Source organism: Pseudomonas sp. NPDC090233, assembly GCF_044772285.1.
GTDB lineage: Bacteria > Pseudomonadota > Gammaproteobacteria > Pseudomonadales > Pseudomonadaceae > Aquipseudomonas.
Genome location: NZ_JBIVYQ010000001.1, coordinates 717038 through 729196 on the forward strand (window position 1 = coordinate 717038; position 12159 = coordinate 729196).

A 12159-nucleotide genomic window follows, 5' to 3' on the forward strand; every position below is an offset into this window, starting at 1 on the left:
TTACCTCGGTTGCAGGCTGGCGTTGGCGGGTTGTGTGGCATCGGCATGGGCGAGCCTGCGGACCATCTGTATGTAGGCAATGCCCAGCCCGCCGATCGACCAGTAGATCACCGGGATCACCGTGATGCTGCTGACCGTGAATATGGTTACCAGGATGCCGATCAAGGTGGCCAGCAGCACCCGACCGAGTTCGCGATACGGGTCATCCCGGTCGGTGAAGGTACGTAGGGTTTTTCGGATGCCCAGCAAGACGCAGGCGAAGAACCCGACGAACAGCGACAGCCCGACCAGGCCGATGCGCAGCGCCAGGTTGATGTAGGTATTGACGATGTCGATGATGCCCTCGCCCTGGATCATTGATTGCATTTCCGGGGTGTTGCGGAAATCGAATGAGCCGAATAGCGGGTAGCGCTGAATGACGATCCACGAGTTGTCCAGCAAGCGCTCGCGGTAAGTGATGTTCTCGTTGTCGACGCTGCCGATGAACGGCAACAGGTCGAGCACTTTTTCGCCTCCGGGCATGATGCTCAGCAAGGGAATGCTCAGCAGCCCGGCCAGGCCCAGCAAGGCCAGCCGGCTGACCGCGCGCCGGCCCATGGCGATGTACACGACGATCAGCACCACAGCGCCCACCCAAGGGCCACGGGACAGCGGCGCGAACAGCCCGGCGGCCAGCAGCAAGGCGCCGAGGTAGCGCTGCATCTTGTTGCGCACGAAGCCCTGGACGAACAGGAACAGCCCGATGGCCACTGTGATGACATAGCCCAGCGCAATGGCCTGGCCGGTGGTGACACTGGCGCGCAGCGCACCGCCGCGGCTCAGGTAGCTTTTCATGCTCCATTCCACGCCAAGCGCATCGAGAAGGGCGTTGTACAGCAGCCAGTGGCGCACGTATTCAGCCACCGCCAGCAGCGAAAGGACGAACGCGGCAATGACGAAGGCCAGCATGACATCCTTGAAATCGCTGATTTCCCGTATTCCCCGGCTGGCGACGTAATACGGCAGGAACACGTCGACATACAGGTAGACGCCTTGGCGCAGGGTGTCGGTGACCGTGGTTTCGCGCAGATACAGCAGGGCCATCAATATCAGGCTGGCGGCCAGCAGCTTGTCGGCCAAGAGGCGGCCGAAGCGTAGGGTGTCGCTTTGCTTGCTCAGCACAAGAGCTGCGGGCAGCAGCACGCACAGGGCCAGAATGCGCTGATGATTCAGTTCGATCAGGTAATTGACCACACCAAACCCGGGCACTTCAATCGATGCCGGCGGGATGACGAACAACAGCATGAAGAACAACGCTATGGGATTGCGCTCGCGGCGCCTGGCCGTGAGCAGAATGACGGCGGCGACTGCGGTGTAGATCCAGTAGCTGTGGGCAAAGAACGCCACGAGGGTCAGGGCGAACCATAAATTGCGCCGACGCTTGTAGTCACCCTCGGGAATCAGGTCGGTTGCTGGGCTGCGGACCATGAAAAACACCACGCAGGCCACAAACAAAATGACGATCAGCGCACGAATATGTTCTGGCATCTAGGAGGTCACCTGTCCCTGTGTGGGTGGGCACTAGCATCATGGCTAATTGAAACTATAGTGACTTCTAGCCAATCAGTCAGAGATTGAAGTCATGCCGTCGATTGATGTGCAAGCCTCTTCCAGTCTGCGCAAGCGCGCCTTGGGTGCCGGGGCATGGAACCTGGTCTCGCTGGTCGCCTCGCAGGTGCTGCGCCTTGGCGGCAACCTGATCATGGCCCGATTGCTGCTGCCGGAAATGTTCGGCGTGATGGTCATCGCCACCACCGTTTCAGTACTGCTTCACCTGTTGTCCGATGTCGGCTTGCGCCAGAACATCATCCAGAGCCACCGGGGCGACGATCCGCTGTTTCTCAATACCGCCTGGACCGTGCAGATCGTGCGCGGTTTCACGCTGTTTGCCTTGACGCTGTTGTTGGCCTTTGGTGCCTGGGTCGCGCAAGTGGCTGATCTGTGGCCAGCGCACTCCACCTACGCAGCGCCCGAGCTGCCGCTGGTGCTGGCGGTGACCGGCTTGTCGGCGATCATCTGGGGTTTCCAATCGACCAAGATAGACGTCGCCGTACGAACTTTCCAACAGAAGCGCGTGGTTTTGGTGGACATTGCCTCGCAGGTCGTCGGTTTGATCACGATGCTGCTGATTGGCTATTTCACCCGGTCCATCTGGTCACTGGTAATCGCCGGGCTGACCTCGGCCCTGGCTGGCACGCTGCTGGGCCACCTGGCCTTGCAAGGGCCGCGCAACCGCCTGCAATGGGACCGCGAGGCGCTGACCGAACTGATTGTCTTCGGCCGCTGGATCCTGTTGTCTTCGATGGTCGGCGTGCTGGCCATGTATGGCGACCGTATCTGGTTCGGCGGCACCATGACGGTGGCGCAACTGGGCGTGTATTCGATAGCTGTGCTGATTTTGAGCTCGCTGCAGACCGGCCTGCTGAAACTGTTCGGCTCGGTGGCGCTGCCAGCGTTCAGCGAAGCGGCGAGGAGTGGTGACAAAGCGCGTCTGCAAAGGCTCTACTTCCACTTCAAGTTGATTGTCGACTTGGTGATGCTGTTCCTGTGTGGTGGATTCGTGACGGGCAGCCCGCTGCTGATCGGCTGGTTGTACGACGCGCGATATGCCGACGCGGGCCAGATGTTGGCTATCCTGTCGTTATCGTTCTTCACCCTGCGCTATACCCTGTCGCACCAGCTGTGGATCGCCCTGGGCCATACCAAGTACCAGGCGATGGACAACATTATCCGGCTCATCTCGCTGTGGAGCCTGATCCCGCTGTTGCTGGCCATTGGCGGGGTGAAGTATGCGATCTGGGGTGCTGCGCTGCATACGTTCCCAACGCTGATCCTGATCATTTACGTCAATTGCAAGCTCGACATATTCAGTGTGAAACGTGAACTTGTGGTACTGCCGATGATGGCGGTCGGCGCGCTGTGCGGGTATTTGCTCACGCGTTTGTTCGCCTGGCTTTGAAGCCCTCTCGGTAGGTTGCACATAACTATAACGGGCTCAATACAATCAATGGCATAGGTCTTTTGATCATGGGGAAGCTGCAGTTTCTTACTCGGCAGTCGGGTCGTAGGGGCTTTCTTCGCAATTGTGTCTTGTTGGGTGCTGGCGTGGCCGTGTTTGGGGGCGCTTGCACAGTAGCGCGCAAAGCTGCGCCGACCGGCGAATTTGTCGTGATCAATGGTTGGGTGTTGCCTTCCGAGTACTTCAAGGACGGGCGAGCATGATCAAGGACTATGAGTCTGAGAAAACGCTACGCAAGGCGTACGACGTCTGCATCGTGGGCGCTGGCCCGGCCGGGATCACCCTGGCCCTGCGCCTGGCCGAGGCGGGCTGGAGCGTGGTATTGCTCGAAGCCGGCGGGCATGAATATACGCCACGTTCCCAAGCATTCTACAAATGCACTTCGACCGGCCTTGAGTTGTATGCCGAAGAAACGCGGCTGCGCTACCTGGGCGGCACTTCCAATCATTGGGCGGGTCGCTGCCGCCCATTCACGGCATCCGATTTCTCGGTTGCGCCACCTGTAGACTTGCCCGGCTGGCCCATTACCTATGCCGAAGTCGAGCGTTACCTGCCGGCTGCCATGGACATCGTCGACTTGCCGCAGGGCGCCGACTTCCGGGCAATGAATACAGGGCTCGGCGGCGGCGATTTCGACGCTGACTGTTTTTTGCTCAGCCCGCCTACGCGCTTTGCGCAGAAGTATGCCGCCGCGCTCAAGGACACGGCCGGGCTCGAGGTCTTCATCAATTGCAACTGCGTCGACTTGGAGTTCGATCAGGCTTCCGGGCAATTGAAGGCCGTGGTGGTGTCCGACTACGACCATCACCGTGATCGCGTCACGGCCAAGCAGTACATATTGGCAACCGGTGCCATCGAGAATGCCCGGCAGTTGCTCAACAGCACTTCGCTGGTAACGGCGGGGGTGGTGAAGAAAGATGGCCTGACCGGGCGTTGCCTGATGGAGCACCTCAATATCGACATGGGCACGTTCATCTTGAAAGATGGGCAAGGTATCGAGCCACGCCAGTACTACACCACCGATGCCTTCGTCGCCGATTACCGAGCCGGTAAAGGCAATGTGTCCGCAACAGTGCTTTCCGATGTGCAGACTTACGGCAGGACGGCCGAGGTCAAGCACTTTTTGGAAAACCTCGCCTGCGACATGGGGTGGGCCAGCAAGATTGATTTCGTGGCCAAATTCAGTTGCCCCGGAGATGGCGTCATCAGCACGATGATCGAGCAGTTTCCCAATGCACAAAGCCGCATTTCATTGATCGATGAAAAGGATGAGCTTGGTGTTGCCAAAGTCAACGTCAATTGGGCGCTGACGGCCACCGACCGGCATACCATCAAGTGCATCGGTGCTGAACTGGCGAAGCAGTTTGCCGAGTCGGGGCTTGGTTTCGTCAAATTGAACGATTACGTCTACGACAGCGAATTGCCCCTGAAGATGTCGCCTCATGCGCATCATATGGGCACCACGCGGATGGCGGCGTCAGCCGAGTTCGGTGTGGTCGATGTCGATTGCAAGGTATTTGGCACGGACAATTTGTTCGTCGCCGGCAGCAGCATCTTTGCCACAGGAGGCGCCTCGAATCCAACGATGCCGCTGCTGCAGTTCGCGCTCCGGCTGGCCGACCACCTCGACACAAAGTTGAAGGCGGCCAGTGGGGCGCGGGTTTGAAGGAGTGAAATACCGAATAAAGGGTTGAGAGCGTTGCGGTCAGCACATAGAAGAACGAGACCGGTTCGCCTCAGGGACAGTCCAGGAGTTTGACGTGCGAGGCTAGCAGTATGAAGGGATGGATACGGAACGCCATGACGCAGTACTTTCACTCGACGGGGCGGGGCAGCTCGGCCTACAAGAAATTCTGCAATCCAACGCCCTTGGAGTGGGGCACTTACCTGGCGCGATGGGGCAAGTTTCATTCGGTGGGCAGTAATGTCTATATCAACTGCGGTTGCAATGTGACCGACCCGACATTGGTGCGCATCGGCAGCAATGTGGGGCTGTCGGACTGCACCCTGATCGGCCACGATGGCGTGGTGGCGCTGATCGAGATCTGTTACGGCAAGCACCTGGATTCGGTCGGCTACATTGATATCAAGGACAACAGCTTTGTCGGCCATGGCGCAATCGTCATGCCGCGGGTGACCATCGGGCCGGATTCGATCGTCGCTGCTGGCGCTGTGGTCACCAAGGATGTGCCACCCGGCACGGTGGTCGGCGGCAATCCGGCCAAATTCATCTGCACCACCGAAGATTTGATCAAACGGGTCGAGGCGCGCTGCAACGCCTATCCTTGGATCGAGACGGTGAAAAACCGCAAGGGCGCTTACGACCCAACGGTTGAGCCCGCACTGGCTCGTCAGCGCAGCGAGTACTTTTTCGGGGACGGTAGCCATGGATAGAAAACCCGTCGATGTGATGGTCGTCAATTTCAATACCGCATCTCTGTTGCAGCCGATGTTCGATGCGCTGCGCCAGGCCGGGAGTGAACGGCTGGCCAGTTATCTGGTAGTGGATAACGCCTCCGTCGACGACTCGCTGCAGCGGATGGCCGAGGTCTGCCCCGAAGCGGTCTTGCTCAGCAACAAGCTCAACGTGGGTTTTGGCCGTGCCAACAACCAGCTGCTTGCGCATCTGCAGGGCAAATATGCACTGCTGCTCAATACCGACGCCTTCGTCGCCGAGGACAGCCTGCAAAAAACCGTCGAATACATGGATGCGCACCCGGAATGCGGCATCCTCGGCGTGCGCCTGGTGGGGCGCGATGGTGAGCTGCAACCCAGTTGCCGGTATTTCCCGACGCCCTTGAACGTATTCGTCGCACGTACCGGGCTCGGGCGCTTTTTCCCCGGGTTGAAAATGGTCGACGAAATGGAATGGGACCATGGCTCTGTGCGTGAATGCGATTGGTTACCTGGCTGCTTCTACCTGGTGCGCCGGGAAGTGCTCGACCAGGTAGGGCTGTTCGACCCGCGCTACTTCCTTTATTACGAGGAGGTCGACCACTGCAAGCGGGTCAAGGACGCTGGCTGGAAAGTGGTGTTCTACCCACACACCACGGTCGTGCACATCGGTGGTGAAAGCTCCAAGTCGGTTGCCGAACTGGAAGCGGCGAGCCGGCAGATCTCCAGCTACCAGATCGAAAGCGAGCTGCTGTATTTCCGCAAGCATCACGGTGTATCGGGGTTGATCCTGCATATGCTGCTGGTGAGCCTGGGTGACCTGGTGCTGGCACTCAAGGCGCTGCTCAAGGGGCGCGGCTGGGGTGCGATCAAGGCCTGCTTGCGGCATACCCAGGCCACCTGGTCGCTGCTGTTCAAGACCCGGTTTGCAAGCCAACCCACACGGTAGGTGAAGCCATGTTCGATAACATTCGCGCGGACTTGCGTGCACACGGTGGCGACTGGGGCGCCCAGGGCTTCTGGGTACTTGTGGTGTACCGCTTTGGCCGTTGGCGTTATGGCGTGCGACCGGCGTTCTTGCGCAAGATCCTGTCGTTTGTCTACAAGGTGCTCTTCAAGTTCGTGCAGATCATTACCGGGGTCGAGTTGCCCTGCGAAGTGGTGATCGGTCGCAACTTCGTCATCGATCATTTCGGCGGCATCGTCATCAGCGGCTATGCTCGATTCGGCGATGACTGCCGGATTCGTAATGGCGTGGTGGTTGGCCTGAAGAATGTCGACGAGCCGATTGCCCCGGTGTTTGGCAACAACGTCGATATTGGCGCGGGCGCCAAAGTGCTGGGCAACATCCGCATTGGCAACAATGTTGCGATAGGCTCCAACGCCGTGGTGCTGATCGATGTGCCGGACAATTCACTGGCGGTCGGCGTGCCTGCGACCATCAAAGCCAGAAAGCACAGCGAAGCGATGGAGTGCACGTGATTTAGTCCATGAGTGGGCGCGGAAAAAAGTGGTTCCGTTCAGCGCTGTCGAGTGAGGCCCCATGGTGAAAGGCATTGGAGTGGTGGTAATCGGCCGTAATGAGGGCCTGCGCCTTGAGCGCTGCCTGGCGTCGTTGGCCGGGCGCGCGGACAAGGTGGTCTACGTCGATTCGGGTTCCACTGACGGTTCGCCCGCACGGGCCGCTGCGCTTGGCGTCGAGGTGCTGGCCTTGGACATGACCCTTCCGTTTACGGCCGCACGCGCCCGCAACGAAGGGTTTGCCTGCCTGCAGAAACACCTGCCCTCGGTCCGCCACGTGCAGTTCGTCGATGGCGACTGCGAGGTGAATGCCGACTGGCTGGCCAAGGCGCAAGTGTTTCTCGATGCGCACCCGCAGGTGGCGGTGGTCTGCGGGCGACGCCGTGAGCGCTTCCCCCAGCACTCGGTCTATAACTTGCTGTGTGATCTGGAGTGGGATACGCCCCTGGGCGAAGCCAAGGCCTGCGGCGGTGACGCACTGATGCGGGTCGACGCGTTCGTGGCCGTGGCTGGCTATCGCCCTGAACTCATTGCTGGCGAGGAACCCGAACTGTGTGTCCGGCTGCGAGCGGCTGGCTGGAAAGTCTGGCGCCTGGGCGCTGAAATGACCTTGCACGATGCCGCCATGACCCGCTTCGGCCAGTGGTGGCGGCGCAGCCTGCGCGCGGGCTATGCCTATGCCGAAGGCGCATCGTTGCACGGGGCGCCACCTGAACGGCATTGGCTGCGCGAATCGCGGCGTGCCTGGTTATGGGGTTTGGGCATCCCGCTGTCTATCGTTCTGGTGAGCATGCTGCTGGGGCCGTGGTGGCTGCTGTTGCTGTTGATCTACCCACTGCAGGCTGCGCGTCTGGCGCGGCGCGGCGGCCGATCGGCGCGTGAGAACTGGTTGCAGGCGGTATTTCTGGTACTGGGCAAATTTCCTGAAATGTTCGGCCAGGTGAAATTCTGGCTGAACAAATTCGCGGCCGGCAAGCCGGTGCTGATCGAGTACAAATGAGATGCCTATGATGCTTGGATCATTAGCCAAAAGTGTGCTCATCCTGCAACCCGGCTTCTCGTTGCGCGCACTGAACAACAAGCGCAAGTTGGCGCTTGCGATGCACCAGCAGTGGCCGGACCTGCGCGGGTTCATTCAACGCATGTCGGCTGCCTTGGGCGAGGAACGCTTTGCCAGGTTGGGGGTGGACTGCATCGGTATGGTGCAGTGGCCCTACATCAGCAAAGTCTGGGATGCCCCTGAGCGGTTCGAGGTGGTGGCCTCGCATTACGAAGTGGTCGCCAGGGACTACCCCGCACTGTTGTTGCTGGGGCGTGACGAAAACCGAGTTGTCTGCGACCTGTCGACGTATTCCAAAGGCTGCACCCTGGTGCTGGATCGTCCCATCTGGTTCAAGCGCGAAGGGGAGTTGGTGCTCAACCTGTTCCAGGGCGACCTGCGCGTGGCCTCTATCGCGTTCACGCTGGCGCGCAGCAAAGGCGAGCTGGAGCTGTTCATCGGTGCGGTGCAGGGCATCCATAAGGGCATCGACAGCGAGACGTCGTTGACTATCTACCGTGACCTGACCAAGGATTTCGAAGGGCTACGCCCAAGAAGCTTCCTGGTCGAGGCAGTCAAGTGCCTTGCCAGAGCGATTGGCGCAGCACGCATCTATGCTGTCAGTGACGCGTGCCGGCACCACCGCCACCCCTATTTTGGCGTCGACAAGGCCGAGGACCTGGCCGCCAACTATGATGTGATATGGCAGGAGAACGGCGCCGAAGCCTCGACGCGCGAAGATTTCTTCACGCTTGGGCTGGCCCCGGCAAAGCGGACCCTGGAAGAGGTTGCGCCAAAGAAGCGTGCCATGTACCGCAGGCGTAATGAGCTGCTGGACGCTGTGTTTGCCCGGATAGAAGCAGCATTGCCTGGGACCACTGGGCACCAAGAGCTGCCGCTGCAGCCAGTGACGAACAGCAAGAAGGGTCAGGGCATCGCGGAGTCGACTTGACCATTGAGTGAACGGACTTCGATTTGGGGGCGTATGCGCATTGCTTATTTCATCAATCAGTATCCAAAGGTCAGTCACAGCTTCATACGGCGGGAAATCCTTGCGTTGGAACGCCAGGGCATCGAGGTTCAGCGCATCGCCCTGCGTGGCTGGGATGCCGAGTTGCAGGACGGCGACGATCTGACCGAACGGGGTAGAACGCAATATGTCCTGCAAGACGGGGTCAGGGGGCTGCTCAAGCCCGTGTTTCACGTACTGCGCGCTCAGCCACGAAGGTTTTTCGCCGCGCTGAGTCTGGCGCTGCGCATGGGTATGCGGGCCGATCGCGCCTGGCCCTATCACTTGGTCTATCTGGCCGAAGCGTGCCGTGTCGTGCAGTGGCTGGAAGCCTTTGCTGCTGAACACGTGCACGCGCATTTCGGCACCAACTCTACCGAAGTGGTGATGCTAGCCAACGCGCTCGGCGGGCCGAGCTATAGCTTCACCGTGCATGGGCCGGAAGAGTTCGATAAACCTCAGTTTCTGCACATGGGAGAAAAGGTCCGCCGCGCCGCGTTCGTCGCGGCGGTCAGTTCGTACGGGCGCAGTCAGTTGTTTCGTTGGGTCGCCCATGAGCATTGGGTAAAGGTCAAGGTGGTGCACTGTGGGTTGGAGCGGGGCTTTCACGAAGGCGCCGCCGTGGCGCCACCGGCTGCGCCGAGGTTGGTTTGCGTGGGACGCTTGTGTGAACAGAAGGGCCAGCTACTGCTACTTGAAGCCGCGCGGATCCTGATGGCCCAGGGCATCGCGTTCGAAATGGTGCTGGCCGGTGACGGTGAAATGCGCGCGCAGATCGACGCGCTGATTGCCCGCCACGGCTTGCAAGCCCAGGTCCGCGTCACCGGCTGGATCAGCAGTGCCCAGGTGCGCGAAGAAATCCTCGCCGCCCGCGCGCTGGTATTACCCAGCTTCGCTGAAGGATTGCCAGTGGTGATCATGGAAGCAATGGCCCTGCGTCGCCCAGTGCTCACTACCTATGTCGCCGGTATTCCCGAACTGGTTCGCCAGGGCGAGAACGGCTGGTTGTTCCCGGCAGGCGCCGTCGAGGAATTGGCGGCGGCGATGGCCGACTGCCTGGCGCAACCTGCCGATGCCCTGCAGCGAATGGGTGATGCCGCTTATGAACGCGTGCTGCAGCGCCACGATATCGACACCGAAGCGGCCAGGCTGGTCGGCTATTTCAAGGCAATTGCATGATGACTTTACTGAGTTGGCTACTGGGCGCATTGGCCTTGCTGGTGCTGTTGCCGGTGCTGGTGTTGTTGATCCAGGTGCTGCTGGCGTGCCTGCCGGCGCGGCCCGCGCCGATGCTCAAAGGCGCAAGACCACGGGTGGCGGTGTTGGTACCCGCGCACAACGAGGCATCGGTGATTGCCTCGGCGCTGGCCACCATCCGGCCGCAGTTGGTGGAGGGGGATAGGCTGCTGGTAGTGGCGGACAACTGCAGCGACGACACCGCTGTATTGGCACGCGCCGCCGGTGCAGAGGTGATCGAGCGGCAAGATGCGCACCTGCGCGGCAAAGGCTATGCGCTGGATTATGGCGTCAGGCATCTGGCCGAAGACCCGCCCCAGGTGGTGCTGATCATCGACGCGGATTGCCAGGTGTCGACAGGTGCGATCGAACGTCTGGCCCACTGCTGTGTCGAGTCTGGGCGGCCTGTACAGTCGCTCTACCTGATGCACGCGCCGGCAGGTGCCGGGCTGAAGGTGCAGGTTGCCGAGTTTGCCTGGCGCGTGAAGAACCTGGTTCGCCCACGCGGTTGGACGAGGGCCGGCCTGCCGTGCCAGTTGATGGGGGCAGGCATGGCGTTCAGTTGGCAGGACGTGACCGCCGCCAATTTGGCGACAGGCCACCTGGTCGAGGACATCAAGCTCGGCCTGGAGCTCTGCCGTGACGGCAAACCGCCGTTGTTCTGCCCGGCCGCGCAGGTCACCAGCCAATTCCCGACCAGCCAGGAGGGCCTGAGCAGCCAGCGTAAACGCTGGGAGCATGGGCATTTGGGCTTGGTGCTGGCAGAGGGGCCGGGCTTGATCGGCCGTGCGCTCAAGCAGGGTAACTGGCCCTTGCTGGCCATGACCATCGACCTGCTGGTACCACCGCTGGCGTTGCTATCGTTGGCCATGATGGTGGTATTCGTCCTGGCCTGGTCGGCGTTTCTGTTACTTGGCGTTCTGACGCCCGCGTTGATTGCCACAGCCAACCTGGCCCTGCTGGGCACCGCCGTGCTCTTGGCCTGGTGGCGTTTTTCGCGCGAGCTGATCCCGTTTTCCGTATTGCTATACGCCCCGTTCTACGCGGCGAAGAAGATTCCCCTGTACCTCGGTTTTCTGCTCAAGCGCCAAGTGGAATGGGTGCGCTCGAAACGGGATGACAACTAATGGACGACTGGGCTTGGCTGAAGCGCTGGAAGACGATCATCGGCAAATTGCGTGTGGTCAGTGACCCTGTTGACGAGCAGAAAGTGCTGCGGGCACTGTGCGCACCACAGGCGGCAACTGTGCTGGGTTTCGTCAATGCCCATGCCATGAACCTGGTGGCCGCCGACGCACAATACTGCCAGGCATTGTCCGCCGCTGACGTATTGCTGCGTGATGGTTCCGGTATCGCGATACTGTACCGCCGCCTGGGGCTGGCACCTGGCCTGAACATGAATGGCACCGACTTCATCCCCGAGCTGTTGGCCGCCTTCAGTGGCAGGCGAGTGGCATTCTGGGGTACCCAGGAGCCGTATCTGAGCCAGGCCGCGCAGCGCAGCGAAGCCCTTTACGGAGTGCAGGTCGTGTCGGTGCACGATGGTTTTGCTGATGTCGACACTTACATCGAGATTGCCCGGCAATTGCAGCCAGAATTGATCGTACTCGGCATGGGCATGCCCAAGCAGGAAACCGTCGCGGCAAGACTGGCCGAGATTGGCAGGCCCTGCCTGATCGTCTGCGGCGGGGCCATTTTGGATTTCATCGGCGGCAAGGTCACCCGCGCGCCGAACTGGTTGCGTCGGCTGGGGGGGGAGTGGGTCTACAGACTGCTCAGGGAACCCAAGCGGTTGTTCGTGCGCTATGTGGTGGGCAACCCACTGTTCATGCTGCGCGCCATGCTGTGCACGAAAGCGACACTTGCGCAGGCTTCGAGCAAGCGGCCGGCAGGGTGAATCGG

The 12159-nt window shown here is 60.5% G+C and carries 11 protein-coding genes; 10 read left to right on the plus strand and 1 reads right to left on the minus strand.

Going from position 1 to position 12159, the window contains the following annotated elements:
• Nucleotides 1–1527 (minus strand): O-antigen ligase family protein, encoded by a 1527-nt coding sequence (locus tag ACIQUF_RS03450; protein WP_403128449.1) that lies wholly within the window; start codon nucleotides 1525–1527, stop codon nucleotides 1–3.
• Nucleotides 1528–1621: 94 nt separating this feature from the next.
• Here ACIQUF_RS03450 and ACIQUF_RS03455 point away from each other — a divergent pair, with 94 nt between their 5' ends.
• From ACIQUF_RS03455 to ACIQUF_RS03500, 10 genes are all read left to right on the plus strand, one after another.
• A complete protein-coding gene (locus ACIQUF_RS03455) occupies nucleotides 1622–2998 on the plus strand; it encodes an oligosaccharide flippase family protein (RefSeq protein WP_403128452.1) in 1377 nt (458 codons plus the stop codon).
• A 259-nt stretch (nucleotides 2999–3257) separates the two neighbouring features.
• Nucleotides 3258–4724: an FAD-dependent oxidoreductase gene (locus tag ACIQUF_RS03460; protein WP_403128455.1), complete on the plus strand. Its 1467-nt coding sequence runs from the start codon at nucleotides 3258–3260 to the stop codon at nucleotides 4722–4724.
• Nucleotides 4725–4834: 110 nt separating this feature from the next.
• Nucleotides 4835–5452 carry an acyltransferase gene (locus ACIQUF_RS03465; protein WP_403128458.1) on the plus strand — a complete coding sequence of 206 codons (618 nt, stop codon included), beginning with the start codon at nucleotides 4835–4837 and terminating at the stop codon, nucleotides 5450–5452.
• Complete coding sequence (locus ACIQUF_RS03470; RefSeq protein ID WP_403128460.1) at nucleotides 5445–6401, plus strand: glycosyltransferase family 2 protein; 957 nt, start codon at nucleotides 5445–5447, stop codon at nucleotides 6399–6401. Before ACIQUF_RS03465 ends, ACIQUF_RS03470 begins: the two co-directional genes overlap by 8 nt.
• A gap of 8 nt (nucleotides 6402–6409) precedes the next feature.
• The gene (locus tag ACIQUF_RS03475) at nucleotides 6410–6934 is read left to right on the plus strand and encodes a serine O-acetyltransferase (RefSeq protein WP_400800630.1); all 525 of its coding nucleotides are present in this window, start codon (nucleotides 6410–6412) and stop codon (nucleotides 6932–6934) included.
• 61 nt (nucleotides 6935–6995) lie between these two features.
• Entirely contained in the window at nucleotides 6996–7973 is a 978-nt protein-coding gene (locus ACIQUF_RS03480; RefSeq protein WP_403128463.1) for a glycosyltransferase family 2 protein, read from the plus strand.
• A 7-nt stretch (nucleotides 7974–7980) separates the two neighbouring features.
• Nucleotides 7981–8964 carry a DUF535 family protein gene (locus ACIQUF_RS03485; protein WP_403128466.1) on the plus strand — a complete coding sequence of 328 codons (984 nt, stop codon included), beginning with the start codon at nucleotides 7981–7983 and terminating at the stop codon, nucleotides 8962–8964.
• 33 nt (nucleotides 8965–8997) lie between these two features.
• Nucleotides 8998–10200, plus strand: a complete 1203-nt coding sequence (locus ACIQUF_RS03490) for a glycosyltransferase (RefSeq protein WP_403128469.1) — start codon at nucleotides 8998–9000, stop codon at nucleotides 10198–10200.
• Nucleotides 10197–11384: a glycosyltransferase family 2 protein gene (locus ACIQUF_RS03495; RefSeq protein ID WP_403128471.1), complete on the plus strand. Its 1188-nt coding sequence runs from the start codon at nucleotides 10197–10199 to the stop codon at nucleotides 11382–11384. Before ACIQUF_RS03490 ends, ACIQUF_RS03495 begins: the two co-directional genes overlap by 4 nt.
• Complete coding sequence (locus ACIQUF_RS03500; RefSeq protein ID WP_403128473.1) at nucleotides 11384–12154, plus strand: WecB/TagA/CpsF family glycosyltransferase; 771 nt, start codon at nucleotides 11384–11386, stop codon at nucleotides 12152–12154. The genes ACIQUF_RS03495 and ACIQUF_RS03500 overlap by 1 nt, the downstream gene beginning before the upstream one ends.
• Nucleotides 12155–12159: the final 5 nt, after the last annotated feature.

What these genes read in the sequence shown, in the direction of transcription:
- ACIQUF_RS03450 (WP_403128449.1), bottom strand. Translation starts at nt 1,527, where the DNA reads ATGCCAGAACATATTCGTGCGCTGATCGTCATTTTGTTTGTGGCCTGC.
- ACIQUF_RS03455 (WP_403128452.1), top strand. Translation starts at nt 1,622, where the DNA reads ATGCCGTCGATTGATGTGCAAGCCTCTTCCAGTCTGCGCAAGCGCGCC.
- ACIQUF_RS03460 (WP_403128455.1), top strand. Translation starts at nt 3,258, where the DNA reads ATGATCAAGGACTATGAGTCTGAGAAAACGCTACGCAAGGCGTACGAC.
- ACIQUF_RS03465 (WP_403128458.1), top strand. Translation starts at nt 4,835, where the DNA reads ATGAAGGGATGGATACGGAACGCCATGACGCAGTACTTTCACTCGACG.
- ACIQUF_RS03470 (WP_403128460.1), top strand. Translation starts at nt 5,445, where the DNA reads ATGGATAGAAAACCCGTCGATGTGATGGTCGTCAATTTCAATACCGCA.
- ACIQUF_RS03475 (WP_400800630.1), top strand. Translation starts at nt 6,410, where the DNA reads ATGTTCGATAACATTCGCGCGGACTTGCGTGCACACGGTGGCGACTGG.
- ACIQUF_RS03480 (WP_403128463.1), top strand. Translation starts at nt 6,996, where the DNA reads ATGGTGAAAGGCATTGGAGTGGTGGTAATCGGCCGTAATGAGGGCCTG.
- ACIQUF_RS03485 (WP_403128466.1), top strand. Translation starts at nt 7,981, where the DNA reads ATGATGCTTGGATCATTAGCCAAAAGTGTGCTCATCCTGCAACCCGGC.
- ACIQUF_RS03490 (WP_403128469.1), top strand. Translation starts at nt 8,998, where the DNA reads ATGCGCATTGCTTATTTCATCAATCAGTATCCAAAGGTCAGTCACAGC.
- ACIQUF_RS03495 (WP_403128471.1), top strand. Translation starts at nt 10,197, where the DNA reads ATGATGACTTTACTGAGTTGGCTACTGGGCGCATTGGCCTTGCTGGTG.
- ACIQUF_RS03500 (WP_403128473.1), top strand. Translation starts at nt 11,384, where the DNA reads ATGGACGACTGGGCTTGGCTGAAGCGCTGGAAGACGATCATCGGCAAA.